Here is an 18,414-nt window from a genome sequence, read left to right as displayed (position 1 = left end):
GTCGCGGTATGTACGACCGTCAACGATACGGGATATGCTGACCCGTATGGAGCGCATCAACCCGCCCGAGCTCGGCCGCCCCTCCGGCTTCTCGCACGCCGTCGCCGCGACCGGGAGATTCGTCTTCCTCGCCGGTCAGACGGCATTGGACGAGGAGAACCGCATCGTCGGGGACGGCGTGGTCGCGCAGTTCGAACGCGCGCTGTCCAACCTGCTCACCGCGTTGCGCGCGGCGGGCGGGGCGCCGTCGGACCTGTGCAGCGTGACCATCTACATCGTCGACATGGACGACTACCGCGTCCACGCGCGCGAGATCGGCGCGGTGTGGAAGCGGCTGGCCGGGAGCGAGTACCCCGCGATGGCTGGGATCGGCGTCAGCCGGCTTTGGGACGCCGAGGCGCTGGTGGAGGTGCAGGGCTTCGCGGTGGTCGCCGCGTAAGCGCCTGTCGCCGCCTGACGCCGCCTGAAGCGACATGAAGGACGCTTTCATTGCAAATTTTGCTATGAAGGAGTCCTTCATCTCACGTCAGCGCGGCGTGACCTGCTGACGATGGAGGATTTGGGACACTCAACGTCCCAAATCCTCCATCGTCAGCCCCACGCCGACCCGGTCCCGTTCGTCACCCGTCGGGCAGCGTGCGCGAGACGTGCGCGGCCGCGGCTTCGCCCAACCGCGCGTGCAGCGTGAAGAACAGATCCGCGGCCCGGATCCCGGCCCAGCCGGACGGCAGCAGTTCGGCGGGCAGCCCCGGATCGAGATAGGGCAGCCGCCGCCAGTCGGTCAGCACCCGCACGTAGTCGGCGAACGCTTCGGCCTCGTCCGTGGTCTTGCGCCGCTGCCATCGCCGGAGCGCGGCCGCGTGCTCGTCGAGGAACGCGGTGTACAGCGACTCGAGCTGGTCGAGGTCCCACCAGTCGCGGATCTTCTCCCGCACGTCGCCGAACGCGAGGTGCTCGGCCTGGAAGAGATCGGCGTAACCCTCCAGTTCGAGCCGTCGCAGCATGTCGGAGGTCGCGTCACGCAGATGCGCGGGCGCGATCCAGACCCCGGACGACGCGGTCCCGAAGCCGAGCCGGGCGAGCTGTGTGCGAAGAACGTGCCTTTTGTGCCGTTCGGCTTCCGGGACGGAGAACACCGCGAGCAGCCAGCCGTCGGCGGGGGTGGCGCGTTCGCGGCGGAAGATCCGCTCGTCGCCTTCGCGCAGGATCGCCAGCGCGGTTTCGGAAAGTTCGTAACCGGCGGCCCCGTCGCGGCGCACCGCGGAAAGGATCCCGCGCCGCTTCAGCCGCGAGATCGACGACCGGACGGCGGGTTCCTCGACGTCCACGCCTGCCAGCAGATCGATCAGGGAGCGGACCGAAAGCCAGCCGCCTTCGCCGCGCGAATAGAGGCCGTACACGGTCACGATCAACTGGCGCGGTTGCGCCGTTCGCCCCGCGCCGTCGACTTCGGTTGCCTCCGACACGGCCGTCACCCGGTCACCATAACAACGAAGGCGCGTTCTCGTTTCGGCCGTGACCGAAGCGTTCCGCACTTAGCGTGGCGACATGGAGAATCCGCTGATCGAAGCCCCTGTCCCGCCGGTGCCTCAGGACGTCGAGCCGGGTGGTGTCGGGTGGTTGCGGGCGAATGTGGCCCGGTTCAGCCGTCCGGAGGACCACGCGCGGCGGCGGGCGCTGGTGCTCGACGAGCTCGCGACGATGGGGGCGTTGCGGGACAAGGCTTTCGCGCTCACTCGGGAAATGCGGGACGGCGGGGTGGACCGGATCTTGTGGACGGTCCCGGTCGCCGTGCTGGCGGCCGAGCTCGGCCTGCCGGACGTTTCTCGCGACATCGTGGCGGTTTCCGGCAGCTACCACCCGCATACGGGAATCGGGGATGACGCCGAAGAAGCGATGCGACGGCTGATCGAGGTCTGCGGTGGCGGCGTCGCCGAGCGGACGGCCGCGCGGATCGGGCTTCTGGTCCAGGCCTGTGACGCGACGGCCAAACTGGTCGGGAAGGCGCTGGCCGCTCACCGGTCCGATGAGGACGCCGAGGGTTTGCTCGATCGGGTGCTGCGCGAGGATCCGCCGGTCCGGATCACCCGGCGGTGGGTCGGCGGCGAGGTGGTCGAGGTGGACCTGTCGGAACGGCCGTTCGGAGCAGGGCCCAAGCGGTGCCTGGGAGAAGCGCAGGCGCGGCAAGTGGCCGTGGGAATTCTCGACGCACTCTTGTGCTAAGACTTACCCCGGTCATCTGGAACTGGGGAGTCTTTCGATGCTGTATTTCAATGGTTTCTTCGGCGTTCTCACGCTCGGTCTGTGGATCTTCTGCCTTGTCGACGTGATCACCACGGACGAGGGATCGTGCCGCAACATGCCGAAGGGGATGTGGCTGCTGCTGGTGCTGATCGTCCCGCTGATCGGCTCGATCGTCTGGCTGGTGGCCGGTCGCCCGCAGGGCGCCGCCCGCGCCCGGCGCGGCCGGTACGAGCGGGAGACGCCGGCGTTCCCGGAGTACGACCGGCCGGGCCGGTTCGCCGCGACGAGTGCCGAAGACGACGAAGAGTTCCTCCGCGAGTGCCGGGAACGGGCCGAGGCGCAGCGCCGCAAGGCGCGCGAGGGTTGAGTAGCCTCGGCGGAGAGATCGACACTGGAGGAAAGCATGTCCGAAGCGTTGGACTGGAACAAGAACATCATCAAGGAGTTCCGCGAGAACAAGGGCAAGGTCGGCGGCCCGTTCGAGGGCGGTTCCCTGCTGCTGCTCACCACCATCGGGGCGAAGAGCGGCGAGCCGCGGACCTCGCCGCTCGCGTACGCGGAGGAAGACGGCAAGTACATCGTCGTCGCGTCGTACGCCGGGGCGGACAAGAACCCGGCCTGGTACCACAACATCGTGGCGAACCCGAAGGTCACCATCGAGGTCGGCACGGAGAAGTTCGACGCGACCGCGACCGTGGTGCTCGAAGACCGCGCCGAGCGTGACCGTCTCTACGCGAAGATGGTCAGCCTCATGCCGGGCTTCGCCGACTACGAGGAGAAGACCGATCGGGTGATCCCGATCATCACGATCTCCCGCTGACCCAGGCATTCGGTCATCTGGATGCGGTAGTCGCCCAGGCGAACTATCGCATCCAGATGACGAAACGCGGGGGTCAGCGCGCGCCGCTGGGGGCTTCGACGGCGCTCGGGCGCTTGAGTTCGGCTTCGGCCGCACGCAGCGCCTTGCGCTCCTGGCGGCGCGCGATCAGTTTCTTGCCGGTGAGGATCATCGGCTGCTCGACCCAGCGGTGGATGAGATCCGCGATCCCGAGCCCGACCGCGAACACGGTCAGCGCGCTGATCATCCGGTGCTCGCCCAGCGGCGGGATCGCCGCGACCACGGCGAAGTGCACCGGGCCCTGCAGCAGGTAGAGCGAGTACGAACGCTCACCGACGAAGCGCATCACCTTCGTCGCCAGCAGCCAGCGCAGCGGCCCCGGCGAGACCAGCACGACCAGCAACATCGCCGAAAGCAGGCCGTAGGCGATCAGCAGGCCCAGGTTGCTGCCGGTCTCCCACCACAGGCTTTCCATGTTGACGTGCAGGACGGCGAACGCGCCGAACACCGGGATCGCCGCGAGCGGATGGGTCAGCGGTTTGATCACCGCGTAGGACCGGCGGTAGTGCATCGCGATCGCCAGCACGCAGCCGATCAGCAGGATCGCGTAGTGCACGGTCGACCGGTAGATCGGCACCTGCGGCCCGTTGAGCACCCAGCCGCTGGTGACCCCCACCAGCCCGGCCATCAGCGCGAACGCGGCGAACGCCAGCGCGAGTTTGCGCCAGGCCGCGGCCAGCCCGACGGTACCCGCGACCACCAGCAGGAACGGCCAGACCAGATAGAACTTCTCCTCGATGCCCAGCGTCCAAGAGCCGCTGAAGAAGTTGTCCGGCCCGTTCGGGCTGCTGGCGGGGAAGAACTCGTTGAAGAAGGTCAGGTAGTACTTCAGCGCGTGCGGCAGTTCGCGGGTGAAGAACTCGCCGCGCAGCCACACGAACACCACGATGCCGCCGAGGATCACCAGGTACGGCGGCAGGATCCGGAACACCCGCCGCAGGTAGAACGCCGAAAGCGAGATCCGGCCGGTCCGGTCCTGTTCACGCAGCAGCAGCGTCGTGATCAGGAAACCGGACAGCACGAAGAAGATGTAGACACCGACCCAGCCGGACAGCCAGTTCCACTTCGGACCCGCGAAGTGGAAGAGGATCACGATGGTGGCCGCGATCGCGCGCAGCCCGTCGAGCGCGGGGAACCGACGCATGGCGAGGAACTCGTCATGGTCCAAAGTGCGCACAGTGCCCCCTAATGGCGGTATCGGCCCGGAAGTATACGGGGCGGGCCCACTGCGCCTTCGCCCCGGATGGAGGCCGTCTACCAGCGGATTTCGGGCATCACCCAGCGTCACGCGCCGGTTCGACGTTATGCGTCAGCCGGAACCGGTTCGCCGGGTCGACGGCGGCCTTGACCTTGGCGAGCCGCCGCAGATCGGCCGGTGAGTAGACCTTGGACGCTTCCTCGTCCGTGCCGCTCTCGCCGTAGACGAAGGTCAGCAGTTTGCCGGTCGACCAGGGCTTCAGCGCGTCGAACAGCTTCTCGTGGGCCGCCTTGATCCCGGCCATGCCCGCGTCGTCCACTACGGACAGTGCCCGCACGGTGAAGCGGGCTTCACGGTCCCATCCGACGCCGGGGTGCTCGGGCGGGTCGGACAGCGCGCCGCCGAGCAGATCCAGCAGGAGGACGGTCGGCACCGGGGCGTCCGGGCCGGCGTGTTCGAGGATCGCGTCGAGCATCGAGTCGTTGAGTTCGGGCACGGTGACGTTGTCGGCGCGGTAGCCGTGCGGGAACGGCGGCTCGTTCGCAATCTTGCCCGATTCGGTGAACGGGAGCTCGGCGAGCGTGTCGCCCAGTACGGGGGCGGCGGCGCGCAGCGGCGCGACCAGGCGTTCGCCCTCGGCGGCGTCGCCGAGGTAGGCGACCCGGATCTGCGCGACGTGCTGCCCGCGCAGCGGTCCGGGCACCATCGGCAGATCCGGCATCGGGACCATGCCCAGCGAAGACGTCATCTCGCGCGGCATCCCCGCCGCCCAATCGCGCCAGGCGTGGAGCACCGCCGACAGCGATTCGGTGCCGAACTGCAGGCTGCCGCCGTACAGCCGGGTGACCGGGACGAGCCGGAACTCGAGCGCGGTGACGATCCCGAAGTTGTCGCGGCCGCCACGCAGTGCCCAGAACAGGTCCTGTTCGGTGTCCGGGGTGGCGCGGCGGAGTTCGCCGTCGGCGGTCACGACCTCGATCGCGGTCACCTGGTCGGCGGCCAGCCCGTACTTGCGGCCGAGCAGGCTGAACCCGCCTCCGAGGGTGTAGCCGACGACGCCGACACCGGGGAAGGAACCGCTGAGCGGCGCCAGCCCGTGCCCGGCGGCCGCTTCGATGACCGCACCCCAGCGCACGCCCGCGTCGACCCGTGCGATCCCGTCGTCGATCCGGATCCCGGTCATGCGGTGGGTGGTGACGAGGACGCCGCCCTCGAAGGGGACGCCCACGCCGTGCCCGGTCGAATGGACGGCGATCGGGAGGTCGTGCTCGCCGGCGTATCGGACGGCCTCGACGACGTCGGCGGCCGAAGCGGCGGGCACGATGACGTCGGGGCGGCGGGGCACAGCGGTCTGGAAACCGGCGAGTTCGTTGTCGTAATCCGGGTCGCCGGAGCGGAGCATCGTGGTCATGGCACCAGGGTGATCCCGATTCGGCCAGAAGTCCAAGATCTGGTTTGTCTGGGAACTAGAATCATCGGTTATGGAACTGCGTCAGCTCGAATACTTCGTCGCGGTGGCAGAGGAAGCGAACTTCACCCGCGCCGCCGAGCGGCTGCACGTCGCGCAGCCCGGCGTCAGCGCCCAGATCCGCCGTCTCGAACGCGAACTCGGGCAGCCGCTGCTCGACCGGTCTGCCAGGTCGGTGCGGCTGACCGAGGTCGGTGCCGCCGCGCTCCCGCACGCGCGGGCCGCGCTCGCCGCCGTCGCCGGGGTGCGGCAGGCGGTCGACGACCTCACCGGCCTGGTCCGCGGCCAGGTCGCGATGGGCATGGTGTCCTCGCGCGGGCCGGTCAACCTCCCGGATCTGCTCGCCCGCTTCCACGAACGGCACGCGGGCGTGGACATCACGCTCGCCGAGGCCACCTCCGACGTCCTGCTCGCGGGTGTCGCCGACGGCCGCTTCGACATCGCGCTGATCGGGCTGTCCGGGGAACCGCCGCCCGGGATCGGTTTCGAGGTCGTCCTCGACGAGCCGCTCGTGGCCATCTCCGGGCCGGAGGATCCACTCATCGCGAAGGCCACGATCACGCTCTCGGAGCTGGAAAGCCGCTCGCTGGTGAGCCTGCCGAAGGGCACCGGCATGCGCGCGATCGCCGACGCCGCGTTCCTCGCCGACGGCGCGCAGCCGCGGGTGACGCTGGAGGCGGGCGATCCGAACGTCGTCGCCGAACTGGTCGGCCGCGGGCTCGGTGTCGCCGTGGTGCCGATGTCGCTGGCGACGCACTACACGGATCTGCACGCCATGGAGATCACGCGGCCTGCCGGGCTGCGCGCGAAACTGGCGCTGGCCTGGCGGACGGAGGGGCCGGTCAGCCCCGCCGCCCGCGTGTTCATCAGTCAGGCGCGGGCGCTGCTCGGGTTGTGAGCCGCCACAGCGAGGTCACCTCCCGCGCGCGGGCGTCGTGCAACGGATCCGCCCGATCGGTGACCCGCGGATGCCGCGGCCGGATGTCCTCCCTGCCCCGGATTTCGAGGCCGGACCGGTCGAACGCGGCCAGAAGCTCGTCGCGCGTGCGCAGGCCCAGCAGTTCGGCGAGGTCGGACAGGATCAGCCACGCCTCCCCGCCGGGCGCGAGGTGCCGTGGCAGCCGGTCGAGGAACGCCTTGAGCATCCGGCTTCCCGGGTCGTAGACGGCGCGTTCGAGCGGAGTCCGCGCGCGGGACGGCAGCCACGGCGGATTGCAGACGACCAGCGGCGCGCGGCCCGGCGGGAACACGTCCGTTTCGAGCGTTTCGATCCCGCCGAAACCGAGGCGTTCGAAATTCTCGCGGGCGCAGGCGAGCGCGCGAGGTTCGTTGTCCGTCGCCACCACGCGCTTCACCCCTCGGCGCGCGAGGACCGCGGCGAGTACGCCGGTCCCGGTGCCGATGTCGAAGGCCAGTTCCTTGGCGGGCAAAGGAGTTCTCGCCACCAGATCGACGTACTCGCCGCGGACGGGGGAGAAGACCCCGTGGTGCGGGTGGAGTTTCGCGCCGAGCGCCGGGATTTCGACGCCCTTCACCCGCCACTCGTGCGCGCCGATGACACCGAGCAGTTCGCGCAAGGACACCAGCGACGCGGTTTCGGAAGGCCCGTAGACCTCGGCGCAGGCCTCGCGCACGTCCGGCCCGCGACGCAACGGCAGGACGTGGCCGGGATCCAGCGGGACCAGCAGCCTGCCGAGGAGCCGCGCCCGGCGAGATTGATGGTTCCGCTGGTCCGGAAAGGGTTTCCCGGCCGCCGTTCCGCAACGGCGGGACAGCGCGGCGAGGAGGTTCCGCGCGCCGGGGAAGTCGCCGTACCAGGCGAGTCCGGTGCCGGAAGTGGCCAACCGGAACGCCTCGTCGGCGGTGATCCCGTCGTCGACGGCGACGACGGTTCGAGGCGGTTTCACACCGACGGTGGTCAGCCAGTGCCGACCACCGTCCTTTGTGGACAGGGGGTTCATGGTTTCCGTTCCTGGATCCGCCCGCGGCGAAGAGACCCCGCGGGTGTGGCTCGTCGGGGGACAAGGTCAGGAACGGCGGCTAGCGGACCACCGCGGCATGAACCGGCGTCGACACGAACCCGAGCCTACCGGAACGCGGCTGCGTGATCGGCGGCCCAGACGTCGAATTCCAGCGCCGGCCTGCCGGTGACGTCCTGGACGGCCGAGGTGGCCTCGCCGGGTTTCGTGACGAGCTCCCGGAATCCGGTCAGCATCGTGTCGACGATGAAGTCCGGCATCTTCGCGAGCATGGCCGCCCTGGTCTCCTCCAACGGGGTTTCCTCCCAGCGCGCCGGTCGGCCGGCGGCCTCGCCGATGAGGCGCACCTGCTCGCTCTGCGTGATCGGCCGTGGCCCGGTGAGCACGTACTTCGCCCCCGCGTGCCCGTCTCCGGTGAGCGCTTCGACGGCCACCGCGGCGATGTCCCGCTCGTGGATCATCGTCATGGCCGCCTCGCCGTACACCCCGCGGACGACGCCGTCCGCGCGGATCGACGGCGCCCAGCCGAGGGTGTTCGTCGCGAACGCGTGCGGCCGCAGGAAGGTCCAGTCCACGCCCGCGGCTTCGATCGCCTCCTCGACGGTCCGGTGCCAGGTGCCGATGGCGTTATCCTGTTCCGCCAAGGAATCGTCGACGGCTCCCGAGGACAGGAACACCACGCGTTCCACCCGCTCCCCGAGCAGTGCCACGGTGGGTACCAGTGCCTCGGCGGATCCGGCGAGCATCAGGAACACCGTGTCGACGCCGTCGAGCGCCGGTGCGATCGTTCCCGGATCCGTCAGGTCACCGCGGACCCCGTCCGGCGGCGGATTCCGGCTCAGCGCCCGGACCGGGACGTCCCGCGCCCGCAGCTGGGCGACCACCTGCGAGCCGACATGGCCGGTGGCACCGGCGACCAGGATCGGCTTCATGCCGCCACCGCCGAGACGATCGGGCGGTACCGCTTGACCGACCCGCCCGACATCCCCGGGTAGGTCTGCACCTTCTTCCACACGTCCGTGGTGCCGATGCCGTCGGCGCCGGGGGCCGCGAGCGCGGCGCGGTGCGCTTCGGCGCTGGTCCATTCGGCGTAGTTCACCACTCGGGTCCCGTCGGTGCTGACGTGGAAATGCCCGCCGATGCCGCCTTCCGGCCGCGCGGGTTCCGACGCCAGCGCTTCGAAGACGAGGTCGATCCAGTCGCGCTGTCGTCGCTCGTCAGGGCCCTCGAACTCGACCGAGACGATCACGAGGCAGCCGGGCACACCCTCGCCGCGCTGCCCGCGGTAGAGCTGGAACACGGGCGCGCCGTCCAGGTCCTGGATCGCGTCTTCGCTGGTCCACTGCTCGTAAGTGAAGGCACCGTCGTGATCGACGCCCTCGTAGGCGGTGAAGGAGACGAGCCCTTCGGCTCCGTTCGCCCGCGCCTCGAACGCCGCCCGCGCCGAGTCGGCGTCCGGGTACTCCCTCGCCACCGCGACCAAGCCCGCCGCCGGTTCCGGCCAGTGTCCCTTGTGGATGGTCATCTTCTCGATCCCCTGTTTCGTCATGCCTCCAGCATGAAACTTAAACAAGGGTTCAAGTCAAGCTCGGAGGAGAGGCAAACGTGGCGTGGTCGAATCCCTGTCGTGAAGGTCGACGGGAGACGACCGCACCTGGACTGTCCGCGCGGGGCATCCGGACCACGAAATGTCTGGTTGATGGCTATATGTACGAATTCGAAAGGGGTCGTGAGTGGCGATTCGGGTTAGAGCCCGAATCGCCACTCACGACCCGTTACGGGCCTCTGCGACGAGTCCTCTCACGCCGCCCACGCCACGTTCGCCTTACTCCTCAATAGGATGGCGGACATGCCCGAACTGCCGTCCGAACTCACCATCGGGGAGCTGTCCCGGCGCAGTGGTGTCGCCACCTCCGCCCTGCGGTTCTACGAGCGCCAAGGCCTCATCGGCAGCAGGCGGACCAGCGGGAACCAGCGCCGCTATCCCCGCACCATGCTCCGCGTGGTCGCGTTCATCCGCGCGTCGCACCACCTCGGCATCCCGCTGGAGGTGATCGGCGACGTGCTCGCGTTCCTGCCGCAGGGTGCCGCGCCGGACCAGGCCTTCTGGCAGCGCGCCTCGGAATGCTGGAGCGCCGAACTCAACAAACGCATCGAGCAGCTGGAGTGCATGCGCGACCGGTTCACCGAATGCATCGGTTGCGGCTGCCTGTCCTTCGAGCAGTGCGTCCTGGTGAACCCCGGCGACGTCCTCGCCGCCAAGGGGCCGGGTCCGGCGCGGCTGATCAACGACTGACCAGGGCCATTTTCCGCTCCAGCAGCCGTCTTTCGGCGCTGTTCCCGGCTCTTCGGATCGCCGCTTCGTATTCTCGCGCCGCTTCCGTCTCACGGCCGGCGCGATGCAGCAGATCGGCGCGGATGGCGTGGTAGAGGTGGTATTCCTCCAGATCGAGGCCGTCGATCGCGGTGAGCGCCGCCGCCGGGCCGTCCACTTCCGCCACCGCGACGGCCCGGTTGAGCGCGACGATCGGGGTCGGGTTCAGCTCCAGTAGCAGGTCGTACAGCTGGACGATCTGCGACCAGTCCGTGCTCGCCGTGTCGGCGGCGTCGCTGTGGACGGCGTTGATCGCCGCCTGGATCTGGTACGGCCCCGGCTGGTTCCGCCGCAGGCACGCGCGGACCAGCGCCTGCCCTTCGGCGATCAGCTCCCGGTCCCAGCGCGACCGGTTCTGCTCCGCCAGCAGCACCACGTCGCCGTCCGCTCCGGTGCGGGCCGCGCGGCGGGATTCGGTCAGCAGCATCAGCGCCAGCAACCCGGTCGCCTCGGGTTCGTCCGGCATGAGGTCGGTCAGCAGCCTGCCGAGCTGGATCGCCTCGGCGCACAGGTCCTCCCGCACCAGCCGCTCGCCGGAAGTGGCCGTGTACCCCTCGTTGAACACGAGGTAGATCACGGCGAGCACCGAACGCAGCCGATCCGGCAGGTCGGCGTCGTCCGGGACGCGGTACGGGATCTTCGCGTCGCGGATCTTGCCTTTCGCCCGGACGAGCCGCTGCGCCATCGTCGCTTCGGGGACGAAGAACGCGTGCGCGATCTCGCCGGTGGTCAAGCCGCCCAGCAGCTTCAGCGTCAACGCGACCTGTGAGGGAACGGCCAGCGCGGGGTGGCAACAAGTGAAGATCAGCCGTAAGCGATCGTCACGCACAAGTCCTGCCTCCACCCCCGTCCCCTCCTCCGCTGGTTCGTTGTCGGCGTTGAGCAGCGCGGCCTGCGCGTGCTTGTCGTCGCGGGCCGCGTCCCGCCGCAGGCGGTCGACAGCCTTGTTGCGGGCGGTCGTGATGATCCAGCCCGCCGGGCTCGGCGGCGGACCGGTGGACGGCCACCGGTCCACCGCCGCGGCGAAGGCGTCCTGTACCGCGTCTTCGGCGATGTCGATGTTGCCGAAGATCCGGACCAGCACGGACACCGCGCGGCCGTACTCCTCGGTGAAGACACGGCCGATGTCTTCGGTGGTCAGGGGACGCACGAAGGGTCTTCCACGCCCTGGAACGGCCGGACCTCGACCGGCAGGTAGGTGATCTCGGCGACCCGGCGGCCCCAGTCGAGCGCGGCGTCCAGATCCGGTACTTCGACGATGGTGAAACCGCCGAGGTGTTCCTTCCCTTCGACGTACGGGCCGTCCGTCATCGCGATCTCGCCGTTCTCCTTGGCCCGGAGCACGGTCGCGGTGGTCGGGGGGTGGAGTCCGGCGGCGAACACCCAGACGCCCGCGGTCTTCATCTCGTCGTTGAGCGCCTGGATCTTGCGCATCACCGGTTCGAGCACCTCCGGCGGCGGGATGGGGCCGTCGGGGTGGTACAGGCTTATCAGGTACTGGGTCATGGCGTCCTCCTCAATCGTGCGGTTGTCACTCCCTATACGAAGGGCGTCCCGCCGATTCGACAGTGGCGGCGATTTTTCCCCGTTTTTTCTTTCCGCGCACATCGGCGCAGGTCAAGCTAGCTTGTAGTGCCATCTAGGTAGTACTGCTACATTGCTCGCCGTGGATCAGGACCGGCGAGGCCAGTGGTTGCGGGGAGTGCTGGCGCCCTGCGTCCTGGCGCTGGTCGCGGAGCGGGAGTCCTACGGCTACGAGCTGGCCCAAGCGCTCGACGCCGCCGGGCTGGGCCCCATCCAGGGCGGCACGCTCTACCCGGTGCTGCTGCGGCTGCAACGGTTCGGCCTGGTCACCGCGAGCTGGCGGGACGGCACGGCCGGGCCCGCGCGCAAGTACTACCGGATCACCGCGGAAGGCCGGGAAACACTGCGGCACGCCACCGCCGACTGGCAGGAGTTCTCCGCCGGGGTGGCCTCGATCTTGCGGGAGGGAAGATGAACCACGACGGATGGCTTTCCGCGCTGACGCACGAGCTGCGTCGTCGCGGCGTCGGCGGGGACGCGGCGCGGCAGGTGGTCGCGGAGGCGGCGGTGCACCTGCGGGAAAGCGGCGGGGACCCGATGCGGGTCTTCGGGCCGCCCACCGCATACGCCTCGGCCGTGGCCGAAAGCGTGGGACGGCCGAGGCGTCGTCCCGGCGAGGTGCTGCTGGAGGCTCGGGGCATCACGAAGAAATACGGCCGCCGGACGGTACTGGACGACGTCGGCCTCGTGGTGCGGTCCGGGGAGATCGCCGCGGTGATCGGGGCGAACGGCTGTGGCAAGAGCACCTTCCTGAGCATCTGCGCCGGGCTCACCGGCGCGGACAAGGGCGAGGTCCGCGTGCGTGGTTCGCTCGGCTACTGCCCGCAGGACGGTGGCACGGCGGACTTCCTCGACGCGGGAGAGCATTTCGTCCTGATCGGTGCCGGCCGCGGGATGGCCCGCGAGGAGTCGGCCAGGGTCGGCGCGGCCCGTGCCGCGGCGCTGGACTGGACGCCCGCGCGTGGCGGTCAGGCCCGGCACCTTTCCGGCGGGACCCGGCAGAAGCTGAACCTCGTGCTCGCCGGGCTCGGTGAACCGGACGTGCTCCTGCTCGACGAGCCCTACCAGGGTTTCGACAAGGGCGCCTACCTCGACTTCTGGCATCAGGTCTGGCAATGGCGGGACGCGGGCAAGGCGATCGTGGTGGTCACCCATCTGCTGAACCAGCTGGACCGGGCCGACACCGTCCTCGAACTCTCCCCGGCCAGGAAGGCTGTCGCGTGAAGAAGATCCTGACGGTCGCGGAGATGGCGCTGCGTGAACTGCTGCGGCGCAGGTCGGTCCTGCTGATCCTGGTGCTCCTGCCCTTGCTGTTCTACTTGAGCAGGCGCGGCGACCACCTCGGCCAGTCCATCCGGTTCGTCTGCCTGGGTCTCGGCTGGGCGCTGAGCACCGCCGCGCTGTTCGCCGGCAGTGCGAGCCGTGCCATGGAACCTCGGCTGAGGCTTTCGGGTTACCGTCCGCAGCACCTGTACCTCGGCCGCTTGAGTGCACTGTGGACGGTCGGTTTCCTTTTGTCCGCACCATACTTCGTGCTGATCCTCGTCGATCAGCACGACGTCCGGTACGGTCCGGTCGCGCTGATCATGGCGCTGACGGTCGCGGTGTCGGCGCCGTTCGGGCTCGCGCTCAGTTCGGTTCTGCCGCGCGAACTCGAAGGGACGCTGGTGCTGCTGATGGTCATCGGGTTGCAGATGATGGCCGACCCGTCGAGCCTGATCGCGCGACTGCTGCCGTTCTGGTCCAGCCGGGAGATCGGCACCTACGCCATCGACCACACGGACATCGGTTACCTGACGCGGGGTGTCGCGCACGGCGCGGTCTCGTTCGTGCTCCTGCTCGGCGCGGTCGCCGTCGCGTCGGGGTTCCGGTTGCGGCGTCGTTCGCACCTCAAGTTCGTCTAACGACGCTTTCGCAGTAGCCGGGCGGTCTCCTGATGGAGCCGCTCGGCTTCTTCGTGTGTGGCGTCGTCGAGTTCGAGGCGCTTGCCACGCTGGTAAGCGCTCAGTGGTGCCTCCGGACGGTTCGCGATGAGGCCGAGCATCGGCAGGATGGCCTTTTCCGGTGGAGTGCCAAGGACCTTCGCGAGGACGCCGACCATCGCGCGAGACGTCCTGCCGAGGGCGCCTTGGTGGCTCGTGCGGACGAAACCGGGGTTGTAGAGCACGTATCGCACGTGGTCGGACGCCAGCCGGAGCGCGGACAACAGGACGAGCCTGCGGCTCTGGAGGTTCGCGATCTTCCAGGTGTAGCCCCGTTCCAGCTGGAGATCGTCCCAGCGGACGGCGTCCCCCGGTGTGCCGGGGACCGTGGTGTCGAGGATCAGTGGCCGTTCGGCGGCGGCGAGGACCTCCTGGAGTTCCGACGCGAAGATGTGGCGGCTCAGGTAGTAGAGCGCGAAGTTGTGTTCGAAGCCTTCGCCGGTCGTCTGCCGGTCGCGGTGCACGTACGCGGCACCCAGCACCAGCGTGTCGACGAGGGGGAACCGGGCGGCGATCTCCTGGGTGACGCGCAGGTTCTCCGCGACTTCACGCAAGTCGGCCTCGATGAAGTGCGCGTCGCCGTTCGCCGCCAGCGCGCGGAATTTCGCCTCGCTGCGGCCCACCACGACGACGGTGTGGCCTGCCCGCAGCCGGTCGGCCGCCAGCGCGCGGCCGAGTCCGTCGGTTCCCCCGGTGATCACGATCGTGGACATGGTCGCCTCCTGTTCCGGAACACTTGATCCGGAAAGGACTGTATCCGAAACATGCGTTCCGGAAAAGGTAGGATTCCGCCATGACCACTTCGCGACGTCAGCGCTGGGACGCGGCACGGAACCGGACGCAGGTGCTGGAGGCCGCGCGCGAGTGCTTCGCCGAACGCGGTCTCGCGACCGACGTCCGGGAGATCGCGCGGCGGGCAGGCGTCGGCGTCGCCACCCTGTACCGGCACTTCCCGACCAAGGACGACCTGGTCGAAGCCGTGCTGGAGGAGGATGTCGCCGAGTGGACGGCCGTCTCCGAGCGTGCGAAGGCCGCCGAGGACCCGTGGGAGGGGATCGGCCTGTTCGTCGAGCGGACCCTGGCGATGATGGCTCGTCACCGGGCGTTCCTGGACGGGCTCACCGTCACCGAAGGCGCACTCGAAGCCTGCCGGGCGCATCTCGCGGAGAGCCTCGATGGCCTGGTCGAACGCGCACATCGGGAGGGGCGCCTGCGGGCCGGTATCACCTCCGCCGACATCGGCCTGCAGATCCTCGCGCTCGGCCGGATCGTCGAATTGACCTCGGCGCGGGGCGATGACGTCTGGCGCAAACACGCCGGTCTCGTCCTCGGCGCGCTCGGGTCCTGAGCTCCTGCCTGGTACTGCCGGACCCAGGTTGAACAGACCGTTCCTGCTCCGGCTGATGCCCGGTTTCCTGGACTCAGAACGCGAGAACGAGTCCACTTAGGAGACACAGAGATGACGAACTCCCCGGCACGGCACGCGAACAGGGTCGCCGTGATCACCGGCGCGTCCAGCGGGATCGGCGAGGCGACCGCCAGGCGGCTCGCCGCCTCGGGTGCGGCGGTCGCGCTGATCGCCCGGCGGGCGGACCGGCTGGAAACGCTGGCCAAGGAGATCGAGCGCGACGGCGGTACCGCGCTCGTGCTCGCGGCCGACGTCGCCGACGCCGACGCGATGCGGGCCGCCGCGGCCGAGGTCGAGGCGAAGCTGGGCCGCGCGGACCTGCTGTTCAACAACGCGGGCGTGATGCTGGCCGCGCCGATCGACGAACTCGCGACCGGCGACTGGCAGCGCATGATCGACGTCAACATGACGGGCCTGATGAACGCGATCGGCGCGTTCGTCCCGCATCTGGTCGCTTCGGCGGCCGAAAAGGGGGTCGCGGACCTGGTGAACACCTCGTCCATCGGTGCGCAGGCCGTCTTTCCGTCCTTCGCCGTGTACGTCGCCTCGAAGGCGTACGTGACGCACTTGTCGAAGAACCTCCGCGCCGACCTCGGCCCGAAGAGCGTGCGGGTCGCGGCGATCGAGCCGGGCCTGGTCGAGACCGAACTTCAGGAACATGTCACCGACGCCGGCGCGCTGGAGTGGCTGGACGGCGCGCGCGAGTCGCTGACCTGGCTGAAGCCGGACGACATCGCCGAGACCGTGGCGTTCCTGACCTCGCTTCCGGCGCGGGTGAACCTCCAGCAGGTCACCGTGATGCCGACCGCGCAGGTCTGAGCGGGGTTCAGGGGAACAGGATCCGGGCGATCGCGCGGGCGGCGGTGTCCGGGTCCTCCAGGTGTTCGGCGCGCAGTGCGCCGGTGAGCCACAGGTTCGCGAATCCGTGCATCAGCGACCACGCGGCGACCCCGGCCATCGCGTCGTCGGTGACCTTCGCCGCGCCGCTGGTCAGCAGAAGCCCCGCGCGGTCACGGGCGGCGGCCAGCGCCTCGTCGTCCTCGCGGTGGAGTTCGGGGCGGAACATCACCTCGAAATGCGCGCGATGCTCGATCGCGAAGTGCACGTAAGCCACGCCGACCTCGACGAAGTCCCGTTCACCCTCGGCCGCGAGTGCGTCGGCGAGCAGGTCGAATCCCTCGGCGGCCAGTGCGGTGAGCACCCCGGCCTTGTCTCCGAAATGGTGGACCGGCCCGGCGTGGGAGACCCCCGCGCGCCGGGCGAGGTCGCGGAGGCTGATCCCGGCCGGGCCGTGTTCGGTGATGGCCGCGACGGCGGCGTCGAGGACGGCCCGGCGGAGGTCGCCGTGGTGGTAGGGACTCATGCCCGTGAATCTAGTCATTGACAAGATGACGCGCAATCGCGCATCTTGTCAGTGGAAAGTTTCACTGCTCGGAGGGCATGGTCATGGATCCCGGTCTCGTACCCGTACTGATGCTGATCGCCGTCACGGCGACGTTGTCCCTGCTCGGCGCCGCCGGTGTCCGGCGGCTGAAGCCATGGCCGGTGGCCGTGCGCGGCGGCGTCGCGGCACTGTTCGTCACCACCGGACTCGCGCACTTCATCGGCATGCGCGAGGAACTCGTCGCGATGGTGCCGCCCGCGTTGCCCGCGCCCGGGCTGCTGGTCGCCGTGACCGGCGTGCTCGAACTCGCGGGCGCCGCGGGAGTGCTGTGGTCGCGGACGGCGCCATGGGCAGCCGCCGGGCTGACCGTCCTGCTGCTGGGGATGTTCCCGGCGAACGTGTACAAGGCGCTGCACGGGCCGGTGACGTCGGTGCTGGACGAACTGGTGCCGCGAAGCCTGATGCAGGTGGTCTTCCTGGCCGCGACCGGGTCACTGGTGGTGTATTACGCGCGTACGCCGAACAGACCCTTTGCCCAAAGGAGACCTTAAGTCTTTCCCAAGTCCGGGTCGTGCTCCGGAAATGGGCCCTACCATCCCAGAATGAAGATCTCGTTGTGGATCGGATTCTGTGGGCTGTGCATCCTCGCCGGGCACATGCTTCTCGGGGCACTCGGTGTCGTACTGCTGATGAGCTGTCTCCCGGCGGGGCGCGATCACGAATCCGGTGACAGAAAAGAGAAAACGCCCGTTTGGCTGGCCTGAGGAGAAATCCTCAGCCCAGCGTGCTCGCGAAAGCGAGCGCGCCCAACGCCGGAATCGCCACCGCCGTGAGAAGTATCGTCTTCCGGCTCGGTCGGGGACTTTCCAGTAAGGCGCGGATACCGGCCGGAACCAACGCGACACAAAGTCCTGCGGTTCCGATGATCGAAACGAATTCGGTTCCCTTCAACACGCCCAAGGGCAGAAGTCCCATCGTCGCCAGCCCGATCGAGCCGACGAGGCCGAGCGCCTTCGCGCGGTACGCGGCGAAGGCCAGGACGTACCAGCCGAACATGATCGTGAACGACAGGAAACTGAACAGATGCAGGTCCTGGTAAGACTCGCTGACCACGCTCTCGGCGAAGCCGGCACCGCGTCGTTCGGCCAGCCCTGACGCGGCCTGGTCGATCCCGGCGTGGAACGTCCGTTCGAAGAGTCCGATGAGGACGGACAAGCCTGCCCAGGCGGCCAGTACCCGCCTGGTGCGGCCGATTTCCGTGGCGAGCGCGATGATCGCGGGAAACAGCACGACGTTGCCGGCCAGGAAACACGTGTACGCGGCCGTCATCAGCGCGGGATGCTCGCTCATCGCCCGGAGCTGCTCCGGGAAGAAGAAGCCGAAGCGTGACCGCAGCAGCGTTCCGGTGAGCAGCAGGACCGGGCCGAGGACCATCGAGACCGCGGCGACGCGGCGGCCGGGGAAGGTGGGGTTCATACCGGTCAGCCTGCCGATCGTGGTGGCCGGGCGGATCGGATCACGGTCCGGTCTTCCGGCTCAGACCGTGGGGGGATTCCCGGATCTCGCGAGGTCTTCTCGCGAGATCGAGCCATGGCCATTTTCCGGCGATGGGGTTCAGAAGGGTGGCGTCTCCTCGGCTGGAGCGGTGTGTGCGCGGGGTGGGTGGAGTGGTGGTGGGGTGCTGTCGTGGCTTTGGCCGGTCGGGGTGGTGACGGTCAGGGTGCCATCTGATGCGAGGTGGTAGGTCCAGCCGGGTTCGTCTTTGAGCCGGTGATCTCGGCGGCAGAGGTCGATGAGGTCGTCGGCGTTGGTGGTGCCGCCGAACTGCCACGGCACCGAATGGTCGAGATCGCAGGTCTGTGCGGGGCGGCCGCAGCCGGGTCTTCGGCACTCAC

25 protein-coding genes are annotated in these 18,414 nt (G+C 69.0%); 13 read left to right on the top strand and 12 right to left on the bottom strand.

Annotated elements, in window-relative coordinates; all coding sequences use genetic code 11:
* The first annotated feature begins 34 nt into the window (after positions 1 to 34).
* The gene (locus DL991_RS38750; protein ID WP_199754241.1) at positions 35 to 439 is read left to right on the top strand and encodes a RidA family protein; all 405 of its coding nucleotides are present in this window, start codon (positions 35 to 37) and stop codon (positions 437 to 439) included.
* Between the two features lie 181 nt (positions 440 to 620).
* On the opposite strand, the gene DL991_RS38745 is transcribed toward DL991_RS38750, so the two are convergent.
* Positions 621 to 1,475 (bottom strand): PaaX family transcriptional regulator C-terminal domain-containing protein, encoded by an 855-nt coding sequence (locus DL991_RS38745; protein ID WP_125789314.1) that lies wholly within the window; start codon positions 1,473 to 1,475, stop codon positions 621 to 623.
* A 73-nt stretch (positions 1,476 to 1,548) separates the two neighbouring features.
* On the opposite strand from DL991_RS38745, the gene DL991_RS38740 reads away from it, so the two are divergent.
* The 3 genes from DL991_RS38740 to DL991_RS38730 are packed head-to-tail and all read left to right on the top strand — an operon-like array spanning position 1,549 to position 3,064.
* Positions 1,549 to 2,223, top strand: a complete 675-nt coding sequence (locus tag DL991_RS38740) for an oxidoreductase (protein ID WP_125789313.1) — start codon at positions 1,549 to 1,551, stop codon at positions 2,221 to 2,223.
* A 37-nt stretch (positions 2,224 to 2,260) separates the two neighbouring features.
* Positions 2,261 to 2,611 carry a PLDc N-terminal domain-containing protein gene (locus DL991_RS38735; RefSeq protein WP_125789312.1) on the top strand — a complete coding sequence of 117 codons (351 nt, stop codon included), beginning with the start codon at positions 2,261 to 2,263 and terminating at the stop codon, positions 2,609 to 2,611.
* Between the two features lie 36 nt (positions 2,612 to 2,647).
* Positions 2,648 to 3,064: a nitroreductase family deazaflavin-dependent oxidoreductase gene (locus DL991_RS38730; RefSeq protein ID WP_125789311.1), complete on the top strand. Its 417-nt coding sequence runs from the start codon at positions 2,648 to 2,650 to the stop codon at positions 3,062 to 3,064.
* A 73-nt stretch (positions 3,065 to 3,137) separates the two neighbouring features.
* Here the strand turns inward: DL991_RS38730 and DL991_RS38725 are convergent, their stop codons facing one another.
* Both DL991_RS38725 and DL991_RS38720 read right to left on the bottom strand, forming a co-directional pair.
* Positions 3,138 to 4,319, bottom strand: coding sequence for an acyltransferase (locus DL991_RS38725; RefSeq protein WP_125789310.1), 1,182 nt, complete (start codon positions 4,317 to 4,319; stop codon positions 3,138 to 3,140).
* A gap of 97 nt (positions 4,320 to 4,416) precedes the next feature.
* Positions 4,417 to 5,751 carry an FAD-binding oxidoreductase gene (locus DL991_RS38720; RefSeq protein WP_125789309.1) on the bottom strand — a complete coding sequence of 445 codons (1,335 nt, stop codon included), beginning with the start codon at positions 5,749 to 5,751 and terminating at the stop codon, positions 4,417 to 4,419.
* Positions 5,752 to 5,821: 70 nt separating this feature from the next.
* Between DL991_RS38720 and DL991_RS38715 the strand changes: the two genes are divergently transcribed.
* The gene (locus tag DL991_RS38715) at positions 5,822 to 6,706 is read left to right on the top strand and encodes a LysR substrate-binding domain-containing protein (protein WP_125789308.1); all 885 of its coding nucleotides are present in this window, start codon (positions 5,822 to 5,824) and stop codon (positions 6,704 to 6,706) included.
* Here DL991_RS38715 and DL991_RS38710 read toward each other — a convergent pair.
* The 3 genes from DL991_RS38710 to DL991_RS38700 all read right to left on the bottom strand — a co-directional run bounded on the left by DL991_RS38710 (position 6,675) and on the right by DL991_RS38700 (position 9,336).
* Entirely contained in the window at positions 6,675 to 7,769 is a 1,095-nt protein-coding gene (locus DL991_RS38710) for a class I SAM-dependent methyltransferase (protein WP_125789307.1), read from the bottom strand. The genes DL991_RS38715 and DL991_RS38710 overlap by 32 nt on opposite strands.
* A 125-nt stretch (positions 7,770 to 7,894) precedes the next feature.
* Positions 7,895 to 8,719 carry an NAD(P)H-binding protein gene (locus DL991_RS38705; RefSeq protein WP_125789306.1) on the bottom strand — a complete coding sequence of 275 codons (825 nt, stop codon included), beginning with the start codon at positions 8,717 to 8,719 and terminating at the stop codon, positions 7,895 to 7,897.
* Positions 8,716 to 9,336: an antibiotic biosynthesis monooxygenase gene (locus DL991_RS38700; RefSeq protein WP_233599252.1), complete on the bottom strand. Its 621-nt coding sequence runs from the start codon at positions 9,334 to 9,336 to the stop codon at positions 8,716 to 8,718. The genes DL991_RS38705 and DL991_RS38700 overlap by 4 nt, the downstream gene beginning before the upstream one ends.
* A 300-nt stretch (positions 9,337 to 9,636) precedes the next feature.
* On the opposite strand from DL991_RS38700, the gene soxR reads away from it, so the two are divergent.
* Positions 9,637 to 10,083: a redox-sensitive transcriptional activator SoxR gene (soxR, locus tag DL991_RS38695; protein ID WP_125789305.1), complete on the top strand. Its 447-nt coding sequence runs from the start codon at positions 9,637 to 9,639 to the stop codon at positions 10,081 to 10,083.
* On the opposite strand, the gene DL991_RS38690 is transcribed toward soxR, so the two are convergent.
* Positions 10,073 to 11,311: an RNA polymerase sigma factor gene (locus tag DL991_RS38690; protein WP_125789304.1), complete on the bottom strand. Its 1,239-nt coding sequence runs from the start codon at positions 11,309 to 11,311 to the stop codon at positions 10,073 to 10,075. The two genes, soxR and DL991_RS38690, sit on opposite strands and share 11 nt — an antisense overlap.
* Entirely contained in the window at positions 11,299 to 11,667 is a 369-nt protein-coding gene (locus tag DL991_RS38685) for a YciI family protein (RefSeq protein WP_125789303.1), read from the bottom strand. Before DL991_RS38685 ends, DL991_RS38690 begins: the two co-directional genes overlap by 13 nt.
* 160 nt (positions 11,668 to 11,827) lie before the next feature.
* Between DL991_RS38685 and DL991_RS38680 the strand changes: the two genes are divergently transcribed.
* From DL991_RS38680 to DL991_RS38670, 3 genes are read left to right on the top strand one after another with little or no spacing between them, the layout of a single operon-like run.
* Positions 11,828 to 12,160 (top strand): PadR family transcriptional regulator, encoded by a 333-nt coding sequence (locus tag DL991_RS38680; RefSeq protein WP_125789302.1) that lies wholly within the window; start codon positions 11,828 to 11,830, stop codon positions 12,158 to 12,160.
* Entirely contained in the window at positions 12,157 to 12,969 is an 813-nt protein-coding gene (locus tag DL991_RS38675; protein ID WP_125789301.1) for an ATP-binding cassette domain-containing protein, read from the top strand. Before DL991_RS38680 ends, DL991_RS38675 begins: the two co-directional genes overlap by 4 nt.
* On the top strand, positions 12,966 to 13,649 hold the full coding sequence (locus DL991_RS38670; RefSeq protein WP_125789300.1) for an ABC transporter permease: 684 nt from the start codon (positions 12,966 to 12,968) through the stop codon (positions 13,647 to 13,649). Before DL991_RS38675 ends, DL991_RS38670 begins: the two co-directional genes overlap by 4 nt.
* On the opposite strand, the gene DL991_RS38665 is transcribed toward DL991_RS38670, so the two are convergent.
* Entirely contained in the window at positions 13,646 to 14,440 is a 795-nt protein-coding gene (locus tag DL991_RS38665) for an SDR family NAD(P)-dependent oxidoreductase (protein WP_125789299.1), read from the bottom strand. The genes DL991_RS38670 and DL991_RS38665 overlap by 4 nt on opposite strands.
* 80 nt (positions 14,441 to 14,520) lie before the next feature.
* On the opposite strand from DL991_RS38665, the gene DL991_RS38660 reads away from it, so the two are divergent.
* Both DL991_RS38660 and DL991_RS38655 read left to right on the top strand, forming a co-directional pair.
* A complete protein-coding gene (locus DL991_RS38660; protein WP_125789298.1) occupies positions 14,521 to 15,075 on the top strand; it encodes a TetR/AcrR family transcriptional regulator in 555 nt (184 codons plus the stop codon).
* A 111-nt stretch (positions 15,076 to 15,186) separates the two neighbouring features.
* Positions 15,187 to 15,954: an SDR family oxidoreductase gene (locus DL991_RS38655; protein WP_125789297.1), complete on the top strand. Its 768-nt coding sequence runs from the start codon at positions 15,187 to 15,189 to the stop codon at positions 15,952 to 15,954.
* A 7-nt stretch (positions 15,955 to 15,961) separates the two neighbouring features.
* Here the strand turns inward: DL991_RS38655 and DL991_RS38650 are convergent, their stop codons facing one another.
* Positions 15,962 to 16,498, bottom strand: a complete 537-nt coding sequence (locus tag DL991_RS38650) for a TetR/AcrR family transcriptional regulator (RefSeq protein ID WP_125789296.1) — start codon at positions 16,496 to 16,498, stop codon at positions 15,962 to 15,964.
* A 77-nt stretch (positions 16,499 to 16,575) separates the two neighbouring features.
* On the opposite strand from DL991_RS38650, the gene DL991_RS38645 reads away from it, so the two are divergent.
* Positions 16,576 to 17,070, top strand: a complete 495-nt coding sequence (locus DL991_RS38645; RefSeq protein ID WP_125789295.1) for a DoxX family protein — start codon at positions 16,576 to 16,578, stop codon at positions 17,068 to 17,070.
* A 51-nt stretch (positions 17,071 to 17,121) separates the two neighbouring features.
* Positions 17,122 to 17,283, top strand: coding sequence for a hypothetical protein (locus DL991_RS42790; RefSeq protein WP_158632689.1), 162 nt, complete (start codon positions 17,122 to 17,124; stop codon positions 17,281 to 17,283).
* A 10-nt stretch (positions 17,284 to 17,293) separates the two neighbouring features.
* Here the strand turns inward: DL991_RS42790 and DL991_RS38640 are convergent, their stop codons facing one another.
* Together DL991_RS38640 and DL991_RS38635 are read right to left on the bottom strand one after the other, a co-directional pair.
* Positions 17,294 to 17,995 (bottom strand): hypothetical protein, encoded by a 702-nt coding sequence (locus DL991_RS38640; RefSeq protein ID WP_125789294.1) that lies wholly within the window; start codon positions 17,993 to 17,995, stop codon positions 17,294 to 17,296.
* 138 nt (positions 17,996 to 18,133) lie between these two features.
* On the bottom strand, positions 18,134 to 18,414 hold a 281-nt coding region (locus DL991_RS38635; RefSeq protein ID WP_148106367.1), incomplete at its 5' end, for an HNH endonuclease signature motif containing protein.

The sequence above is a fragment of the Amycolatopsis sp. WAC 01375 genome (assembly GCF_003947325.1).
Taxonomy (GTDB): domain Bacteria; phylum Actinomycetota; class Actinomycetes; order Mycobacteriales; family Pseudonocardiaceae; genus Amycolatopsis.
Note: the sequence above shows the minus strand (reverse complement) of the source record. Positions and strands in the feature narration are given on the sequence as shown.

What these genes read in the sequence shown, in the direction of transcription:
- DL991_RS38750 (WP_199754241.1), top strand. Translation starts at nt 35, where the DNA reads ATGCTGACCCGTATGGAGCGCATCAACCCGCCCGAGCTCGGCCGCCCC.
- DL991_RS38740 (WP_125789313.1), top strand. Translation starts at nt 1,549, where the DNA reads ATGGAGAATCCGCTGATCGAAGCCCCTGTCCCGCCGGTGCCTCAGGAC.
- DL991_RS38735 (WP_125789312.1), top strand. Translation starts at nt 2,261, where the DNA reads ATGCTGTATTTCAATGGTTTCTTCGGCGTTCTCACGCTCGGTCTGTGG.
- DL991_RS38730 (WP_125789311.1), top strand. Translation starts at nt 2,648, where the DNA reads ATGTCCGAAGCGTTGGACTGGAACAAGAACATCATCAAGGAGTTCCGC.
- DL991_RS38720 (WP_125789309.1), bottom strand. Translation starts at nt 5,751, where the DNA reads ATGACCACGATGCTCCGCTCCGGCGACCCGGATTACGACAACGAACTC.
- DL991_RS38715 (WP_125789308.1), top strand. Translation starts at nt 5,822, where the DNA reads ATGGAACTGCGTCAGCTCGAATACTTCGTCGCGGTGGCAGAGGAAGCG.
- DL991_RS38710 (WP_125789307.1), bottom strand. Translation starts at nt 7,769, where the DNA reads ATGAACCCCCTGTCCACAAAGGACGGTGGTCGGCACTGGCTGACCACC.
- DL991_RS38705 (WP_125789306.1), bottom strand. Translation starts at nt 8,719, where the DNA reads ATGAAGCCGATCCTGGTCGCCGGTGCCACCGGCCATGTCGGCTCGCAG.
- DL991_RS38700 (WP_233599252.1), bottom strand. Translation starts at nt 9,336, where the DNA reads ATGACGAAACAGGGGATCGAGAAGATGACCATCCACAAGGGACACTGG.
- soxR (WP_125789305.1), top strand. Translation starts at nt 9,637, where the DNA reads ATGCCCGAACTGCCGTCCGAACTCACCATCGGGGAGCTGTCCCGGCGC.
- DL991_RS38685 (WP_125789303.1), bottom strand. Translation starts at nt 11,667, where the DNA reads ATGACCCAGTACCTGATAAGCCTGTACCACCCCGACGGCCCCATCCCG.
- DL991_RS38675 (WP_125789301.1), top strand. Translation starts at nt 12,157, where the DNA reads ATGAACCACGACGGATGGCTTTCCGCGCTGACGCACGAGCTGCGTCGT.
- DL991_RS38665 (WP_125789299.1), bottom strand. Translation starts at nt 14,440, where the DNA reads ATGTCCACGATCGTGATCACCGGGGGAACCGACGGACTCGGCCGCGCG.
- DL991_RS38660 (WP_125789298.1), top strand. Translation starts at nt 14,521, where the DNA reads ATGACCACTTCGCGACGTCAGCGCTGGGACGCGGCACGGAACCGGACG.
- DL991_RS38655 (WP_125789297.1), top strand. Translation starts at nt 15,187, where the DNA reads ATGACGAACTCCCCGGCACGGCACGCGAACAGGGTCGCCGTGATCACC.
- DL991_RS38650 (WP_125789296.1), bottom strand. Translation starts at nt 16,498, where the DNA reads ATGAGTCCCTACCACCACGGCGACCTCCGCCGGGCCGTCCTCGACGCC.
- DL991_RS38645 (WP_125789295.1), top strand. Translation starts at nt 16,576, where the DNA reads ATGGTCATGGATCCCGGTCTCGTACCCGTACTGATGCTGATCGCCGTC.
- DL991_RS42790 (WP_158632689.1), top strand. Translation starts at nt 17,122, where the DNA reads ATGAAGATCTCGTTGTGGATCGGATTCTGTGGGCTGTGCATCCTCGCC.
- DL991_RS38640 (WP_125789294.1), bottom strand. Translation starts at nt 17,995, where the DNA reads ATGAACCCCACCTTCCCCGGCCGCCGCGTCGCCGCGGTCTCGATGGTC.